Below are 18756 nucleotides of genomic sequence, written 5' to 3' on the forward strand. Positions count from 1 at the left end.
TGTTTGCGATTTTCTTATCATGTTCTGATATATATTTTCCAGCTTCCATCTGGTCTGTTCCTACCAGAAACATTCCTAGTGCCTGTTTACCCAATACCTTAATGTCCTTGCGTGGCGCTGGTTGCGTGTAACCTTTATCAGCTAGTAAGCGTGCTTGCGCTTTCGCGAAAGCGATACGACGATTATCATTCACGACTACATGATCTATTCCTTTTCTAAGAATTCCCAGGTCATAGGCTTCATAAGCGCTGGTAGCAACTTTTGCCATACCTACAGTTAGAAAGTATTCTTGAAGTCGGTTTAATTCCACATCATTTTTCTCAAAAGTGTCACTAGCGCGCAGTGCCATTTCCTTAGAACCACCACCACCAGGAATAACTCCTACGCCGAATTCCACGAGACCTATATAAGTCTCGGCACTAGCAACGGCTACATCACTGTGCATGGTCATCTCACATCCACCACCTAAGGTCATTTGATGTGGCGCGACTACGGTAGGAATACTGCTGTAGCGCAGTCTCATCACGGTATTCTGAAACTGGCGTATGGCCATATTTAGTTCGTCATATTCCTGCTCAACAGCCATCATGAATATCATCCCAATGTTTGCACCTACTGAGAAGTTAGCGCCATTATTTGCTACTACTAAACCGTCAAAACGATCCTCAGCAATGTCAATCGCTTTATTTAATCCAGCCAGTACGTCGCCACCTATAGAATTCATTTTTGACTGAAATTCTACATTTAGAATTCCGTCGCCAATATCGTGAACGGTTACACCGCTGTTTTTAAATACCGGAGCATTTGCACGTAAATTGTCTAGAATGATAAACCCATCCTGACCTGGTTTTTTTACGTAATCTTTATCTGGAATAGAGTAGTAGTAGGTGGCACCATCTTTAACGGTGTAGAAAGATTCAAAACCTTTCTCCAGCATTTCAGTTATCCAAGCAGCTGGTTCTTTTCCTATCGCTTTCATGAGTTCCACACCTTTTGCAACGCCTACGGCATCCCAAACTTGATATGGACCATGTTCCCAACCGAAACCAGCACTCATCGCGTCATCGATACGATACAATTCATCAGAGATCTCTGGAATTCTATGTTGAACATAAGCAAATAAGGACGCAAATGACTTGCGGTAAAATTCGCCAGCTTTGTCTTTTCCTTTAATCAATACCGGAAAGCGATCAGCAACATTGTCTATGGTTTTAGTTAACTCCAGCGTAGCAAACTTAGCACGTGGCTGTTTTACATACTCCATAGCATCTAGATCTAGTGCTAGAATTTCTTTGTTTCCATCTTTATCAACGTTCTTTTTATAAAAACCTTGACCTGTCTTAGAACCTAACCATTTGTTTTCCATCATGGTATTGATGAAATCTGGTAGTTGAAACGTGTCCTTATGCTCGTCATTAGGACAGTTTTCATACACGCCATTTGCAACATGTACTAAAGTATCTAATCCTACCACATCTACGGTTCTAAAAGTAGCCGACTTTGCACGACCTATAACTGGTCCGGTTAATTTATCTACTTCAGAAACGGTTAAGCCCATTTCTTTAACCGTGTGGAATAAACTCTGAATGGAAAATATACCGATGCGATTCCCTATAAATGCAGGAGTATCCTTAGCAAGAACTGATGTTTTTCCTAAGAACTTCTCACCATATTCCATTAAGAAATCCGTTACCGCTGGATCGCAGTTAGGACCTGGTATCACTTCAAACAACTTTAAATATCGCGGCGGATTAAAGAAATGCGTTACGGCAAAGTGTTTCTGGAAATCCTCACTACGTCCTTCATTCATAAAGGAGATAGGTATCCCAGAAGTATTTGATGTAATCAAGGTACCTGGTTTGCGGTGTTTCTCTATTTGTTCAAAAACGGACTTTTTAATGTCTAGTCGTTCTACAACCACTTCTATAATCCAGTCTGTATCTTTAATTTTAGATAGATCATCTTCTAGATTTCCTGTGGATATTCTACTAGCAAAAGACTTATCATAGAGTGGAGCAGGTTTACTTTTAATTGCAGCTGCTAGGTTATCATTAACCATACGGTTGCGCACGATTTTATCCTCTAGCGTAAGACCTTTGGCCTTTTCTTTATCGTTAAGTTCACGTGGTATGATGTCTAGTAATAAGACTTCACAACCTATGTTTGCAAAATGACAAGCGATACCACTTCCCATAATACCAGAACCTATGACGGTTACATGCTTTATTCTACGTTTTCCCATAATTATTTATCGGCTTTGGCTTCTTGTTTAAATATATTCTTCTGATTTACTAAATCATTAATTTTTGTAGCTACTTCTAGAAAGGTGTTTAATTTTTCCGGTTCAATATTCTGTTTTACTGCTGTGTCAAAAGATTTCACAACATTCTTAGAAAAGTTCCTCATTTCTATTCCAAAATCAGTTAAATGAATCAAAACACTGCGACCATCTTCAGGGTTTTTTTGTCTAGAAATTAGTCCTTTTTGTTCCATCATTTTTAGCGTACGAGATAGAGAAGTGGCTTCCATGCCCATCTTAGGACCTAATGCGGTACTAGGTGTGCCATCTACAGGGTCGATACTGATAAGAGCAAAACCTGTGGCCATGGTGCTTCCTTTTACAGCAGCTTGTTCATTATACATTTTTGAAATAGAGATCCACGTGGATCTTAATATATAGTCTATGGTTTTATCTCTCATTCATTAGTATTAATGTTCAAATATAATAAATATTACTATGCATGCATAATAAATTAGTTGAATTATAACGTTTTCGGAAAAAGGAATTTGAGTTGTGATATTCGCTTTCGCGAAAGCATAAAAAAAGTCCCAGTTGTTACACTGGGACTTTCTATAGAATTAGTAGAGAAAAACTAGTAGTTGATATAAAGCCAACTAGCCGTATCCTCTTCATCTGCTTCATTATATTTGATCAAATAGAAATAAGTTCCTACCGGAAGTAATCCGTCTCCAGCTAGTGCTCCTTTATTAGGGATACCGGCAAACTCTTCATAGTTGTTTGCGCTAGTTTCAAACACTACAGAACCATTACGGTTAAAAATTTGTAGCGTAAAGTTGTCGTATTGCTCTGCAAGTCCCGGAATAGAAAACGTATCGTTCACACCATCACCATTAGGTGAAAAACCTTCTGGGAAGATGATTTCACAACGATCAAAGATGATTGTAAATTGAGATGTGTTAAAGCATCCTGTTGTATTATTCTCCAGTCTGGCAAATAATAAATCTGTTGTAACGCCTGCTTGAAATGGAACGGTATAACTTAATGGAAGTGCGTTTGTATCGTTTTGAGCGTCTGCATCAGTTGTGTAATAGGTGATGGTGTAGTCTGCAGGGTTTAAACCATTCAAAACAGCGTCATCTTGAACCGATAATTCAAACAAGTTCTGATTTAAATCAACAGTATCATCACAAATATTAGTAAGGTCTGGAGCGTTTCCTATAGCAGGTGCCACTTGTACGGTAATGTCAAAATTAGTAGTTCCTGAACAACCACTAGCATTTACTAATCTAGCATAGATGGTTTCAGTTCCACTTACAGAGTAAGGAGAAGTAAGAGGTGCGTTTCCACTGTCTGCATCTGCTTGAGAGCTGTGATAAGTTACCGTTCCAGTTCCACCATTTAAAACAGCGTTATCTTGATCTGTAAGCATAAAGTCTGAGTTGCCATCTAGTGGAGCATCATCACATACTTCTATGTTTGCAACTGTACCTAAAGTAGGGAAAGGCAAAACAACTAAGTTAAATGGTGCTGTTCCAAAACAGTCTATATCATTTACATTTTGTAATCTCACATATAAAGTTTGAGGGCTTGACGTATTTGTGTAAAGTACAGATGTGTCTATGGCACCCATATTCATATCAGCATCTAATTGTGATTCATGGATAGTGTAAGTCACATCTACTGGGTTCCCAGCTTGTGCTTCAATAGTTGTGAGGAATGATGCTAGATCAAAATCTTCAAAACCATCCTGGCTTGCATCATCACAAAATTCAAAGTCTGGAATATTACTAACCGTAGGTACTGAACTTACTGTTAGGGTAAAAGAACCTATAGCAGAACATCCATCATCAATAGGAGAAGTGTTATTTGCTATACGTACCCATATCTCGTTAGTACCTAATTGAGCGTTAAAGTTATCAGGTAATGGATTCTGGTCTAAATCAGCATCAGTAGAATTAGCATGGTATGAGATGTCAAAGGTTGCAGCATCTTGTGTTCCTAAAACATCGGCAGTGAATTGTGTTAAGTCTACGATTTCATTACCAGAACCGTCATCATCACAGTAATCTAGTAAAGTAACATCAACAGGATCTACGATTCCATTCTCAAATATGGTGATGTCTTGAGTGAAATCTCTAATATCACCAGATACGTTTGTTACATTTACTTGAACGGTATAGGTTCCAGCTGCCGCATAGGTATGGTTAACCACACCAGGACCAGAAACGGAAAGTGTGTTTCCATCACCGAAGTCCCAGTTAGAAGCTGCTACCTGAGGTAAACAAGCTAAGATAAATTCTGTGGTGTCGCCTTGACACTGATCATTTACTGTGAATGAACTTGCAAAACTAGATTGAATAAAAACAGGAAGCCCTTGCTTACCTAAGCCTGGCGCTATATTAACTGCTTGAGGAATGTAAGAAGGAGTTGCAGTTTCCACTCCATCTATACGACCTAACCAAGGCTCATCAAATCGCGCTACATAAATTTCACCATCTCTACCTAGTTGCAAGGTTCCACGAGCTTCAGAAACGTTAGCAAACTCATTACGAGTAGCAAGTATGTTAGATGGGTCACACAAGTCATATTGAACAAGTCTTTTATTTCCTCCTGGACCATAATTAGGACTTATGTCATGATACAAGTATTGAGAAGAAGCTGAAAATTCAATTCCATAGACAAATCCAGTATCTAGTTGTAGTCCTGCACCACCAAATTGACCATTACCAGGATTAAAGTCATATAGGAAACATCCGTTATTTGGAGCTGTGAGGCCAAAGTTATGATTACCTAAAGCTAATTTAGTTCCGTCTGGCGATACACGTAACATTCCGTTATCACTTCCTGATGTTGCTGCTGTTGCAGGGTAATAGGATAAATTATTAGCCTGAGGAACAGGAGCTGGGAGAACAAAAGAAATGTTAGGACCAGGAATACCTCTTATTTCCCAAGCAAATAAAGCATTAAAGTCACCGCTACCTGCAACAGTTGAAGAGGAGTTACTTCTTGCAAAAGACATCACATAAGCATTATTTGATCCGGTTTGTATAGTGGCAGCAACTTTCTCTGCACATCCACGACTTAGAATTATATTTTTAATACCTGGAACAACATCTCCTAAACCACTGTTAAGATCCATCTCGACACGAGAGTATGCTAGTACACCACTAGTTCCAACCGTAACAATAAAATAAACATTAGGAGTTTCTGGAGCTTTTACGACTATCGCAGATTGAGTAGATGATGGGTTTCCTAAGAGGCCATCTCCATTAGGCATGATATTTCCGTTTCTGTTATAAACTCTAATACCATCAGTGAAAAATAATAAATTCCCTAATTCATCTGATATAGCACCTACACCTTCATCTTGATCAAATCCAGAATTTACAACAAATGGTTCCGAAGATCGATTTTGCGGGTTGGGTGTAAATTCTACGGCAGCGCCGTCGCCAAAGATCCACCAAGAGGATTCTTCTTGTCCCGAGGCAGTAAATGATATTACTAGCGTAAGTAGTACGAGTATTGCTTTTTTCATAGTGTTTTAGTTATATAGGTAGTTTAAGTTGGTTTAATTTAAATAAACATAACCAGCTATGGGATTAACTCCAGGCTCGTTAAATTCTATGATATAAAAATAAGTTCCGGTAGGTAATCTTTTACTAGAGTTATGTGCTAGACCTTTATTACTGGTACCATCCCAGGAAGGAGTGTCGTTATCACCTTCCCAAATTTTCATTCCATACCTTGTAAATATAAAAATTTTATGTTTATCATATACATCTCTCAATCCAGAAACGATGAACGTATCGTTTTTTCCGTCATCATTAGGAGTTACCACATTAAATATTTCAATGGGGCAATTTTCTACTTCTATTTTAAAGGATGTTATTTCATAACAATTTGAGTTGCTAACTCTCACATAAAGTGTTTGTGGACTGCTTGTATTAAAATAAGGTAGATTTGTGTTTATAGCATTAGTGTTATTAATAGCGTCTAGTTCAGACTCGTGAATGGTAACTATCTGTCCAGAAGTAGTGCTCACCTCAGGTTCAATTACCGATAAATCAAATCCAGCGGTATCAAACCCTTCATCACAAATTAAAATATTTGTAGGTTCATTATCGATAGTTACTTGCTCAAAAACAGTAATGTTTATCGTTTCAGTGAAACTAGAGACTAGTGTCTCAACGTTTACCGTAACAGAGTAAACTCCTGGAGCACTGAATACATGACTAGGGTTAAGTGCTGTAGAAAGATTATTTGCACTCATAGGATCTCCAAAATCCCAAAGAATACTTTCTACTTGTGCGTTAGTGTTAAATAAAAAATCTTGTTCTTCTCTAAAGCAGTGATCACTTGCTATGATATCACCATTTAACAAAAATGACTGCACAAATATGGGTAACCCATATATAGCTTGCGCTCCTGTAGTGAGTTGAAAGTCATTATATACATAGTTTGAGCCTGTACCAGCACTGTCGGGATTATTTATAACACTGAGGAAATTTTCATTTATTCTAGAATGATATATTTTATTATCTAGTCCTAGCTGTAAAGCTCCTCTAGAAGCATCAATGAGGTCTGTATGAATAATGGTTTTACTAGTAGCAATATTTGGTGCGGTAAGATCAAACTGTAATATTTCACCCCTTAAAAATTCATAAATAGTGGTGGTAGATGGTAGCATAAAATCAGCCTCGGCATAGAGGTAACGACCATTCCCTGAAAATTCAACACCATAAAAGCTGGCGCCGTCTGCTCGAGTCATTAACGGTTGCGGATTTGAAACCACGCCTGTGGCATTATTAAAATCATATAGATATAACTCGCCGCCATTTGCATAAGCTAGACTGCGTGCTTCAAGAACATTTGTAATACCGGTAAACTCTGCCGTAGTATTATTTGAAAAATGAGCCGCCACGAGTTTATCTCCTCGTGCATTCAATTTAATATAGCCTCTCATGGCAGCTACGTCTACATTTGAAATAGAAGAAGTAATGAGCTCTATAAAAGGACCTACCGTACTAGTGACTGGTATGACATTTAATCCAGCAGCACTGAGTTCATAGGCATAGTAAGTATCTTCAAATTGCGTAAGTACCCAAAAGCCGTCACCAGTTGCATTAGAAATAGCAGTAAGTTTCTCTGAGGTTAATGGTAAAAGATTAATATTTTTCTGACCTGGGACAATATCACCTGTACCACCATTTAGGTTCATGTCAACTACTGAGTAATGAAAACCTGCATTTAAACGATATTGTTGATCACTTGTGTCTACCGTAAAAATGTAATAAAGATGATCGTTTCCAGGTTGAGGAACTATAATAGCGCTAGAGGTACTCGAGGAATCGCCTAATAATCCAGTTCCATTAGGCATTAAAGTGTGAGTAGTATCATAGACCAGAGAACCATCAGTGTAAAAAAGAAGGTTTCCCATGTCATCAGATATGGTAGCGCATCCTTCTCCAGTAACCAGCTGTCCTACATTAGTGCCTACCGCAGTACCAGACGAGAAATCTATTCCAGCAGTGACTCCAAAATACCACTGTGAAGATTCTAGCTGTGCTTTCGCGAAAGCGAAACATAAAAAAATGATGCTATATAATAAGTATTTCATTGCCTAAAAGTAAAAATAGGCATTTTCTTTTTATCTTTTTAATGAAAAATGAGATGAGAATGTGGAACCATCTAATAAGGTTGCCTGAAACCAGTAATCACTGCTAGGCATAGGGTTACCATTATATGTCCCATCCCATCCCACACCATCTGCGGCGATCTGTTTTAATAGTTTACCATAACGGTCAAAGATGAAAATTTGAGCATTGGGTTCAAAGGTGAAAGATGTTCCTATTAATTGCCAGTAGTCGTTAAATCCATCATTATTAGGAGTAAAGAATCGTGGATACCCTATGATGCTGAAATCTTGCCTTACAGTTCCACAACCATTTTTATCTCTTACATATAAAGTGTAAAAACCAGGTGTAAGCCCTTCAAATACTGGAGTATCTTGAAAAGGTTCTTCTAGATCGACACGATATTCATAATTCCCTAAACCGCTTACGCTTGCCGTTGCTGTGCCATTACTGGCCGTACCGGCATGGATCACATCTATGCTGTTAATGGTGGCCACGTCACTAATAATAACCGTTACTACACGGCTGCTTGTACATCCATTTACATCAGTAACTGCTACGGTATAATCACCACCGGTAGTGACTTGAATACTAAAAGTGGTTTCGGTAGTATTCCATAGATACGTATAGTCTGCAGGTGTTCCTGTAATAATTCCTGCATCTATAGTTAAAGGTTGAGGATCGTTTCCACAGTAGTCTACTAATTCTACAGGTTCAATAACAGGTAATTCATTAACTATTAATTCTACTTCACTAATCCCGTAGCAATTCCCGTCTGGAGATTCTGCTCTAGCATAAATAGTCTGACTGTTAGGAATGGTGTTAGTATATGCAACAGGTAAAAGATTTTGTTCAGTTAAGGCATCATTAATAGTTTCATAATAGTTAACGGTTACGTTTGCTGGTGCTGCAGCAAGTACTGAAGATTCAGCATCGGTTAGATTAAAAATATTGATACCATCATTATTTCCATCATCATCACATGTAGAAAGAGTAGTGTCTTGTGCGTCACTAGCACTTACAGATAAGGTGATTTGAGAAGTGGTAAAACATCCTGTGATATCATCAGTAACTCTTGCAATAACGATTTGTAATGGTGTAGTGTTTGTGTAGCTCGTATTATCGAGTGGAGATGTATTGGCATCAGCATCATTCTGATCGATATGGTAGCTCACGGTTACTCCAGTAGCTGATCCAGTTACGGTTTCATTAAATTCTGATAAGTTAAAAATAGTTCTGCTGTCTAGGGTACCATCTTCATCACACTGAAATGCACTAGTGTCATTTGCAGCTGGTTTAGGGTTAACGATAAGGTTAAATGAGGTAGTTTCTATGCAGTTGTTTGCACTATTATTAACTACTCGCACAAAAATGGGTTGCATGAACGCAATTGTGTTGGTGTAATTAGTAGGTAATGGGGCATTACCCGAAATAGCATCGGGTTGAGATGTGTGATAGCTCACGGTAAAATCTACAGGTGATTGAGTGTCTAAAATAATTGAATTCTGAAGACTTAAATCAAAGGTCTGAAAACCATCAAAATCATCATCACAAATTTCTAAGTCATTTACCGTGTTTGCCACTGGTTGAGCAAATATTTCAATATTAAAACTAGTAGTATCAAAACAATCTTCATTATTATTATGAGCTATACGTGCATATATAGTTTGAGAAGCAAGACTAGTCGTATATGGCAGTGCGATAGGGTTAGAACCAGTATCAGCATCTGCTTGAGAGGTATAATATTCTATATTAAAAACAGTAGGGTCTTGAGTTCCCAATCCTTGTGGAGTAGCCATTGTTGCGAGATCAAATGATTCTGTACCATCATTGTTTAAATCACAAACTGCAACAGCTGCAATAGGATTTATAACGGGTGTTTCAAAAATTTGAACATTTTTACGGTAGGTTCTTATGGCGCCATTTATAGTGAGCGTTAAGGTTACATTATAAACCCCAGTGGTAGCATAGGTATGTGTAGGGTTTTCTAAACTAGAAGAGGTTCCATCACCAAAATCCCAATTTACCGAAGTAGGAGGAACATCTGAATCAAATTCAAAGGTTGTATTATCACCTAAACAAGTAAACTCAACATCTATTAGTGCAAAGAAACTTTGTATAAATGGCGGTAAACCTTGTGTAGATAGCCTTCCTGCAAGAGGTATAGCATCATGTTGATAATTACATCCTTGACCTAGTACATTAGGGTTATTAATAACTCCTAGAAAACCACTACCATCACTATATGTGTTTGATAAAGCACGATATATTTTTTTATCTATTCCTAATTGAAGAGAACCTCTATAACCTTGTCTTGTATCTATGATTATTCCTGATGCTTCTGGTATTGCACTATTCATGTCAAATTGGAATAAAGTAGAAGAATGAGCGCTTGGGGTATTCCCACCAGCATCATTAGAAGCTGTAATGTATAAAAGGTTACTATCTGGTGAAAATTCTACTCCATAACCATTACGATTAGTACCTGAAAATTGAAGCTGTCTTTCATTTGAAACTACGCCTGTAAGTTGATCATAGTCATATAGAAAAGTTCCATTTTCCATATTACAAGATACCATGTACTGTCCATCAGGAGATATTTTTAGATTTCCACGTCTTCCACCAAATGTAATAGTAGAAGAAACCTGAGATCTTACAGGAACTGGATTTACACCAGTAGGACCTACAGTAAAGGTGTAAAATGTGTCAAAAGAGGTGCCTATACCATTAAATTGAGCTAGTGCAGTTACCAGAATTTCATCGTTAACACCATGATTAATTGCTGTAATTTTCTCAGAACAGGTATTTATAAGGTTATTTGGGTTTGCGATATTAGTTACTACCGCACCTTGTCCTAGGTTTGCAGTCATGTCCACTTCATACCAGTGAAGTCCTGAATCCTGTCCTCCAGTGGCAGATGTATCAACGGTAAAGATGTAATAGGTGTCTGGATCTTGAGGTTTAGGGATAATAATAGCACTTTGAGTACTAGAAGGGTTTCCTCTCAAGCCTTGACCATTTTGCATAATCAAGTGATTTCTATCAAAAACAGTGATACCGTCTGTGTAAAAAAGTAGATTTCCATTCTCATCTGAAATGGAGGCGCAACCTTCATTAGTATTTAATTGACCGTTTGTTAAAGGAGTTACAGCTCCAGTTACTGGGTCAAAACTAAGACCTGCATTAAAACCAAAGTACCAATTAGAGGCTTGCAGTTGAGCAATAGCTTGTTGGGCTAGTGCAAAGAATAAAATAAAACTAAGTGTAGCTATTTTTTTTTTCATCGAACTCATAGTCGCGAAAATACTAAAGAACTATCACAATGTTATCTTAATAAGGTCCTAGAAAAATTCAAAGTGTGAACCGTCTAGATCTATAAATCTCTCTTTTTTATAAGTAGGTACGACCAGTAAATAAAAAGCGTGCTCCATATGAGAACAGATATCACATCAAAGTAACTTACATCAAACTGCCATTTCATTCCATTTCCTGGAATTAAATTTAGTGTTTCTTTTACTAAACTAATTTTAGGAAAAGGATTATAGAGTAGGTTACTCATAGCATTCATAGGCAAAATGTGGCTTACATAATCATAAGTATTCCAGTCATATTTAGAATCAAAAACAAAGCTTATGATATTTAAGAAGCCCTCAAAAATCCACCATACGGCAATAAACCCTAATGCAAACGCACTACGCTTCACTAATACTCCAGCAAATAAACAAAAACAGAAGAGGACTAAATGACCTAGAAAGAAGGCAGGCAAATATTCCATTTTTGAGAAAATGATTCCTACATCATTATAATCAGAATAAATCAATCCTAGGATCAAGGAAACTATAAAAACCAATAACGTTACTATAAGAGCTAGTGCTGTGGCTAGGTAAAACTTAGAGAGCACTAATTCTTTTTTACTGAGCCCATCAATAAGGTTTTGCTTAATGGTTCTATTACTGTATTCACTTGCTGTTAATGATACTATTACTATCGCAATAAATATTTTGAGAAAACTAATGCAGTAAGTAGAAACGTGCCATACTACAGGGAAGTTAAAGACTCCTAGATCAGCAACTTTACCTTGCACGCTCCCAAAATTAAAAGGAACCACGCCTATCAACATTGATAAAATCACTATGCTTAGGTAAATAATGGTTAGAACCTTAGAGCTTTTGCTGTATTTGAATTTGTGAAATTCTATATCAAGTAATCTTTTCATAATTAAATGTGGTTGGTAAGTTTGATAAATTGATCTTCTAAGCTTTGTTTTTTAAGGAAGAGCTTATGGAGCACTATATTGTTTTTAAAGGCATCAGCATTTATTTTGCTTAAATCTATAGATTGGTTAAGAACAACTTTAAAACCTTCATTTTCTTCTTTTACAGATATGGCATAAGGTTGTCCCTTTAAAAATTCAAAAAGACTATCTCGATCAGCAGCGTCTAGGTGTACCACACCATAGTTGTTATTCATTTCATCTACAGGACCGCAGTATAGTGTTTTACCTTTTCTTAAAACGATCACGTGAGAACACACTTTTTCTACTTCATCCAGGAGGTGAGAGGCTAGCAAAATCGTAGTTCCAGACTTTGCAATATGTTGAATAATATCTCTTATTTTTCTAATTCCTTGTGGATCTAAACCGTTAGTAGGTTCATCTAGAATGAGTATTTCAGGATCATTTAATAGAGCACTAGCTATGGCGAGTCTCTGTTTCATTCCTAGTGAAAATGTATTGAACGGGCTATGCTTTCGCGAAAGCAAGTCCACAACGGCTAATTTTTCCTCAATTTTATCTTGTGAGATATTTTTAATCTTACAGACCAATTTTAAATTCTGAATAGCGCTCATACTAGGGTAGAAGTTAGGTCTTTCAATTATGGCTCCTATACGTTTAAGAGCGTCGTGATTAGTAGTTGTGCCTTCAAACCATTCATAAGAACCTTGAGTAGGATTTACTACATTTAGTACCATACCTAGTGTCGTAGATTTACCACTACCATTAGGCCCTAGGATTCCATACACATGGCCTTTTTCTATTTTAAAACTTACATTATCCACGGCTTTTAGACCGCTGTAATCCTTAGTAAGATTTTTTATTTCTAGAATAGTTTTCACAAGCGATATTTTTTGGTTATTATGTAAGACTTAAAAATAATAAAATTGTTACCAGATTAGGGTGAAAATAAATGATAGAAGAAAAATTACTTTCCCGTAAAAAACCTACTTATCCTGTAAGCGATGCGCTTAATGCTTACTTGAAAAGATATAATAGACAAACTAGTATACAAGTTTCTTATGATGATTTGTTGCGATTTCAAGGTTGTATTACTGTTTATGATAAGAATGAAGAAGACTCCTTATGGGTGCGCTGTTATTATTCAGACTCTGAAAGAGATATCATAGATGCAGCGCTTAAAAAGGTTTATGATATTTTACATAGTGATGGTAGTGATGATTTACTTGATTACTTAAGTGTAGATGCGGTAGATTATTGCACTTTTGGAAACACTAAACCTTTTAGGATTAAAATTAGAAACATCTTAAATGATGGGTTTACCTATTTCTATGTAAAAAAAGCTGATGCTTCTAGAGTGTATGGCTTAGAGTTAGAACATTTATTATCTCCACATCGTATTAATTTTTTAGTGTACGGTAACACTTTACTAGAGGAACATATTGCTGGTATTCCAGGAGACGAGTTCATAGCAGATTATCTCGATGATTGCACAGAGTCTGAACGTACTCAAATCGCAAAAGAGTTTGTAAAGTTTAATGAACGTTGTTTTATTAGACTATTAGGAGATATGCGAGCTTATAATTATGTAGTGATCCCTACACATGATTTTGATAGAGTTAGTTATGCGATACGCGCCATAGATTTTGATCAACAGAATTATGAAGGTCGTTTAAAAGTTTACCGACCACAATTCTTTAAGGAGAACTTACCTATGGTAAATAATGTCTCTGATCGTTTAAAGGAACAAAGTGTAGTGCAGTATAAAAAAGAAGAACGAGCCCTGATTTCTAAAAGATTGATAAATACTCAAAGTCGTTACCGTAGTCTCATGAAGTGCATGAGAGCCGATAAGATCAGTACACCAGAAAAAACAAAACAATTAAGTAGAGAGTTACACGAGTTCACAAAAGATATAAAATTTAAGAGATCTCGTAATATGGGAGCTATATTAGCTAATGTCCTTGATTTTGTGAAACGCAACTATCAACATACTCATAAAAATATATTCTGATGAAATTTGATTACTTATCACTAGGTTCTAGAAAATCAGGATCATTTTCTATGGCGCGATGGAGTAGATTTTCATTGAGATTTTTATTGGCTTTAGCACCTAATTTTTTCAAACGTTCTACGCGACCTACTAGGTTTCCTGAGCCGTCAGTAAGTTTCTTCATGCTTTGTGAGTAAGTCTTGTTTACGGTGTTGAGCTGGGTTCCTACTTTAATGAGATCATCTGTTAGTAATACAAACTTATCATAAAGACCACCAGCAGCATTTGCTATGTCTAGCGCATTTTTTTGTTGTTTTTCATTTTGCCACATGGTATCTATGGTACGCAGTGTTGCCAGTAACGTAGTAGGAGTGACTATGACTATGTTTTTATCAAAAGCATCACTATATAAATTCCCATCGGCATTTAGTGCCATGGCAAAGGCAGGTTCTATAGGTACAAAAAGCAATACAAAATCTGGGCTTTCTATTTGATAGAGTGAATGATAGTTTTTGCCAGACAGGTCACTCACGTGTTTTTTAAGTGCACTTACATGCTCTTTTAAATAACGTTCTTGTAATTCCTCATCTTCTTCATTTACGTAGCGTTCATAAGCATTAAGCGATACTTTTGAATCTATAATCATTTTTTTGCCTCCAGGAAGGTTAATGACTACATCTGGGAAAACGGTTTTACCATCTTCGGTCTTAAAGCTTTGCTGTACTTCATATTCTGAACCTTTTTCTAAACCTGATTTTTCTAGAACACGTTCCAGCACTAACTCACCCCAGTTTCCTCGCATTTTTGCATCTCCTTTAAGAGCTTTAGTAAGGTTAGTGGTTTCTTTACTCATTTGCTCGTTGAGTTCTTTGAGTCCTATAATTTGCTGTCTTAGAAGACTTTGTCGTTCTATGGTGTCCTTGTGAGTATCTTCTACACGCTTTTCAAACATTAAGATCTTCTCCTGCAGCGGATTCAATATTTGTTCAATATTCTTCTTGTTTTGATCGGTAAACTTGGTGCTTTTTTCATCGAGAATTTTGTTAGCAAGATTCTCAAATTCCTTAGTGAATTTCTCGTTGAGCTTATGGATCTCTTGTTGTGCCTCAGAGTGTTTTTCTTCTGCTTTAGCATATGCGGTACGTTGCTCAGCCAGTAGAATTTCCAGATTACTTTTCTCTCGATTTACTTCTATATATTGTTTCTCTAGTTTATCGATTCTATGATTAAGATCTTGCTGGGTTTCTAATTTAGAATCGAGTTGAGCTTTTAAATTTCCAGATTCTAAGCGCAATTGATCACGCTCCATAATGGCCTGTTGCTGTTGAGCAAGTTGAGCCTGTAACTGTTCCTTTTCAGATTCTAAAAACTTTATAGCACCGCCTAAACGGGTTTTCATAAATAACCACGTTACCGCAGCACCTATGAGAATACCCAGTAAAACAATTCCTAAAACATACAGATCAGACGACATAAAAAAATGATTTATGTAAAAGTAAAAAGGAACGAGTGTCCTAGAAAATGAAAATCCATCAAGTTATTAAAAAAGTGTTTCTTCAATCACATTTTTACTCTATGCATTATAAAACACAATCCTTTTTTAATGTAAACAAGCTCCTGTAAACGTAGAGATATTATTAATCTATTAAAGTTTAATAATATACTCTACGTTAATATGTTATCTCAGTAAAAACTTTAAGAGTTACGAGACTTAAACCATTGTGCCTAGTTCTAGATCTACAGGAACTTGATGTTTTAAGATATCTTCCATAGTCTCGCGTTCTCTTATCAAGTGTGCGGCTCCATTGTGCCAAAGTATTTCTGCTGGACGGTAACGTGAGTTATAGTTACTAGTCATGGAATAGCAGTAAGCGCCAGCGTTTGCAAATGCTAGAATATCTCCTTCGGTGATTTCGCTTATTTGTCTATTTTGAGCAAAGGTATCTGTCTCACATATATAACCTACTACACTATAAAAACGGTTACGACCATCAGGATTAGAAATGTTTTTAATACCATGATAAGAGCCGTATAACATAGGACGGATTAGGTGATTAAAACCACTATCTATACCAGCAAAAACTGTAGAAGTCGTTTGTTTCACCACATTAACTTTGGCTAGAAAATATCCAGCTTCACTCACTAGAAATTTACCAGGTTCAAAAGCCAGTGTGATATCACGTCCATAATCTTCACAGAACTGGTTGAAACGCTCACTAAGTTGCTCGCCTAGATCTTCAATATCTGTAGAAACGTCTCCTTCTTTATAAGGTACTTTAAAACCACTCCCAAAATCTATAAACTCTAGGTCTTTAAACTTTGCTGCTGTTTCAAAAAGAATTTCAGTCGCATAAAGAAACACGCCTATGTCTAGAATATCACTACCAGTATGCATGTGTACACCATTTACCGTCATATTGGTATTTTCTACTATGCGTAACAAGTGCGGTATCTGGTGTATAGATATACCAAATTTAGAATCGATATGACCTACAGAAATATTTGCATTTCCACCAGCCATGACATGAGGATTAATACGCACACATACAGGAACAGAAGGATGTTTAGAACCAAACTGCTCAAGAATTGAAAGGTTATCTATATTTATTTGCACGCCCATAGCGGCCACCATTTCAATTTCTTCTAGAGAGACTCCATTAGGTGTATAAATGATTTTATGTGGCTCCACACCAGCTGCGAGTCCTAACTGTACTTCCTGTAGACTCACGGTATCGAGTCCAGCGCCTAACTGTTTAAACAGCTTTAAGATAGATAGGTTTGAAAGTGCTTTTACAGCATAGTGAATTCTTAGAGATCTCGCTTTCGCGAAAGCGGAATTCAAACGTTCATACTGCGACACGATACGATGCGCGTCGTACACATAGACAGGACTACCGTGTTCCTGAGCTATGGCCAATAAATCTTGTGATTGCATGTTTAAAAAATTTAAGTTGACAAAATTACTAGGTTAGGACTTATAAATAAATAGTAAATGATAAAGTTTTTCTTCTAATTATTTTGAGATGATGGTAAAACCAATTTGTGTTTATAATGTCGTTTAAATAAATTGAATTATTTTTTTGCTTAGTTGAAGCTTAAAATACTTTAAGATGCATGATAACTAGATGAAATTAAAAAGCGTTACAAGATCAGTAGATTATCAGATCATAAGGAGTACTTATTCACAACCTGTTCCTAAAAAAAAAACATTTATTTCAAATTGAAGTTTCACTTTCTTATTTTTGCTATACAAAATTTGAATTTTAAAGAACATTTATGAATCTTCACGAATATCAAGGAAAAGAAATATTAGCGAGTTATGGTGTAACTATACAGCGCGGTAAAGTAGCAACAACTGCTGCAGAGGCTGTTGCCGCTGCAAAATCATTAACTGAAGAAACCGGCACTGGATGGCATGTTGTAAAAGCCCAAGTACATGCAGGTGGACGCGGTAAAGGTGGTGGAGTAAAACTTGCCAAAAATCTTGAACAAGTAGAAGAAATAGCTGGAGAAATCATAGGAATGGATCTAGTAACACCACAAACTAGTGCCGAAGGTAAACGTGTTCACCAAGTACTTATCGCTGAGGACGTATATGAACCTGGAGAAGCAGAGATAGAAGAATTCTACATGTCTGTTCTTCTAGATCGTGCGCAAGGTAAGAATATGATCATGTATTCCACAGAAGGAGGAATGGATATAGAGACCGTTGCTGAGGAGACACCTCATTTAATTTTTACCGAAACTATAGATCCTGCTCATGGTTTACAAGGTTTCCAGGCGAGACGTATCGCTTTTAACTTAGGATTAAGTGGTAAGGCTTTTAAAGAAATGACCAAGTTTGTAAGCGCTTTATATAATGCTTATGTAGGTTCAGACTCAGCTTTATTTGAAATAAACCCAGTTCTTAAAGCGTCTAATAACACGATCATCGCAGTAGATTGTAAAATCACACTAGATGAAAACGCTTTATTCCGTCATAAAGACCTTGAAGCATTAAGAGATACCAGAGAGGAAAACCCTACTGAGGTAGAGGCTAAAGCCGTAGGATTAAACTATGTAGATCTAGATGGTAACGTAGGTTGTATGGTAAATGGTGCTGGTCTTGCTATGGCAACTATGGACTTGATCAAACAAGCTGGTGGTGATCCTGCAAACTTCTTAGATGTAGGTGGTACTGCCGATGCTAAAAGAGTAGAAGAGGCTTTTAAAATTATTTTAAAAGATAAAGGAGTTAAAGCGATTCTGGTAAACATATTTGGTGGTATAGTACGTTGTGACCGTGTGGCACAAGGAATTATAGATGCTAAGAAAAGTATGGGTGATGCTATGAATGTTCCACTAATTGTAAGATTACAAGGAACTAACGCTGAGATTGCAAAAGAGCTGATCGATAATTCTGGAATGGACGTACAGAGTGCAATAGAATTTCAAGAGGCAGCCGATAAAGTACAGGCTGTAATAGGATAGTATTTTATTAAGAGATTTATTGCTCTATAAAAACCAAAAAAGACCGCTTAATGTATTTAGGCGGTCTTTTTTTATGGTCTAGAATTATTCATAAATTTTATCATCTAGTCAAAAAATAATTCAAATTAAGAATACGGTATTAGAAACATAAATTGGTTTAAGTCCATAACTAGGTGAAAAATGA

General features: G+C 36.7%; 11 protein-coding genes. 2 read left to right on the forward strand and 9 right to left on the reverse strand.

Translation table 11 applies throughout. The annotated features are described in order from the left end of the window. The 7 genes from ACTF48_RS05495 to ACTF48_RS05525 form a co-directional block, all read right to left on the reverse strand. Positions 1–2242: 3-hydroxyacyl-CoA dehydrogenase/enoyl-CoA hydratase family protein (locus tag ACTF48_RS05495; RefSeq protein WP_438962143.1), on the reverse strand; the 2242-nt coding region annotated here is incomplete at its 3' end. A 2-nt stretch (positions 2243–2244) separates the two neighbouring features. Beyond that, the gene (locus ACTF48_RS05500) at positions 2245–2700 is read right to left on the reverse strand and encodes a MarR family winged helix-turn-helix transcriptional regulator (RefSeq protein ID WP_438962144.1); all 456 of its coding nucleotides are present in this window, start codon (positions 2698–2700) and stop codon (positions 2245–2247) included. 173 nt (positions 2701–2873) lie between these two features. Next, positions 2874–5777: a gliding motility-associated C-terminal domain-containing protein gene (locus ACTF48_RS05505; RefSeq protein ID WP_438962145.1), complete on the reverse strand. Its 2904-nt coding sequence runs from the start codon at positions 5775–5777 to the stop codon at positions 2874–2876. A gap of 33 nt (positions 5778–5810) precedes the next feature. Beyond that, on the reverse strand, positions 5811–7859 hold the full coding sequence (locus ACTF48_RS05510; RefSeq protein WP_438962146.1) for a gliding motility-associated C-terminal domain-containing protein: 2049 nt from the start codon (positions 7857–7859) through the stop codon (positions 5811–5813). Positions 7860–7889: 30 nt separating this feature from the next. Continuing rightward, positions 7890–11159 (reverse strand): T9SS type B sorting domain-containing protein, encoded by a 3270-nt coding sequence (locus ACTF48_RS05515; protein ID WP_438962147.1) that lies wholly within the window; start codon positions 11157–11159, stop codon positions 7890–7892. 89 nt (positions 11160–11248) lie between these two features. Beyond that, positions 11249–12091 carry an ABC transporter permease gene (locus ACTF48_RS05520; protein WP_438962148.1) on the reverse strand — a complete coding sequence of 281 codons (843 nt, stop codon included), beginning with the start codon at positions 12089–12091 and terminating at the stop codon, positions 11249–11251. Between the two features lie 2 nt (positions 12092–12093). Next, positions 12094–12990 carry an ABC transporter ATP-binding protein gene (locus ACTF48_RS05525; RefSeq protein WP_438962149.1) on the reverse strand — a complete coding sequence of 299 codons (897 nt, stop codon included), beginning with the start codon at positions 12988–12990 and terminating at the stop codon, positions 12094–12096. 71 nt (positions 12991–13061) lie between these two features. Between ACTF48_RS05525 and ACTF48_RS05530 the strand changes: the two genes are divergently transcribed. Beyond that, the gene (locus ACTF48_RS05530; RefSeq protein WP_438962150.1) at positions 13062–14123 is read left to right on the forward strand and encodes a hypothetical protein; all 1062 of its coding nucleotides are present in this window, start codon (positions 13062–13064) and stop codon (positions 14121–14123) included. A gap of 10 nt (positions 14124–14133) precedes the next feature. Here the strand turns inward: ACTF48_RS05530 and rmuC are convergent, their stop codons facing one another. Next, positions 14134–15576, reverse strand: a complete 1443-nt coding sequence (rmuC, locus tag ACTF48_RS05535) for a DNA recombination protein RmuC (RefSeq protein ID WP_438962151.1) — start codon at positions 15574–15576, stop codon at positions 14134–14136. 237 nt (positions 15577–15813) lie between these two features. After that, a complete protein-coding gene (gene lysA / locus ACTF48_RS05540) occupies positions 15814–17037 on the reverse strand; it encodes a diaminopimelate decarboxylase (RefSeq protein WP_438962152.1) in 1224 nt (407 codons plus the stop codon). Between the two features lie 341 nt (positions 17038–17378). Here lysA and sucC point away from each other — a divergent pair, with 341 nt between their 5' ends. Next, on the forward strand, positions 17379–18572 hold the full coding sequence (gene sucC, locus ACTF48_RS05545; protein ID WP_438962153.1) for an ADP-forming succinate--CoA ligase subunit beta: 1194 nt from the start codon (positions 17379–17381) through the stop codon (positions 18570–18572). The last annotated feature ends 184 nt before the right edge of the window (positions 18573–18756 follow it).

Source organism: Nonlabens sp., from assembly GCF_965660805.1.
Lineage (GTDB): Bacteria > Bacteroidota > Bacteroidia > Flavobacteriales > Flavobacteriaceae > Nonlabens.

Excerpts from the sequence above, each read along its gene's own strand:
- ACTF48_RS05510 (WP_438962146.1), bottom strand. The coding sequence starts at position 7,859 with ATGAAATACTTATTATATAGCATCATTTTTTTATGTTTCGCTTTCGCG.
- ACTF48_RS05520 (WP_438962148.1), bottom strand. The coding sequence starts at position 12,091 with ATGAAAAGATTACTTGATATAGAATTTCACAAATTCAAATACAGCAAA.
- ACTF48_RS05505 (WP_438962145.1), bottom strand. The coding sequence starts at position 5,777 with ATGAAAAAAGCAATACTCGTACTACTTACGCTAGTAATATCATTTACT.
- ACTF48_RS05515 (WP_438962147.1), bottom strand. The coding sequence starts at position 11,159 with ATGAAAAAAAAAATAGCTACACTTAGTTTTATTTTATTCTTTGCACTA.
- ACTF48_RS05530 (WP_438962150.1), top strand. The coding sequence starts at position 13,062 with ATGATAGAAGAAAAATTACTTTCCCGTAAAAAACCTACTTATCCTGTA.
- rmuC (WP_438962151.1), bottom strand. The coding sequence starts at position 15,576 with ATGTCGTCTGATCTGTATGTTTTAGGAATTGTTTTACTGGGTATTCTC.
- ACTF48_RS05500 (WP_438962144.1), bottom strand. The coding sequence starts at position 2,700 with ATGAGAGATAAAACCATAGACTATATATTAAGATCCACGTGGATCTCT.
- lysA (WP_438962152.1), bottom strand. The coding sequence starts at position 17,037 with ATGCAATCACAAGATTTATTGGCCATAGCTCAGGAACACGGTAGTCCT.
- sucC (WP_438962153.1), top strand. The coding sequence starts at position 17,379 with ATGAATCTTCACGAATATCAAGGAAAAGAAATATTAGCGAGTTATGGT.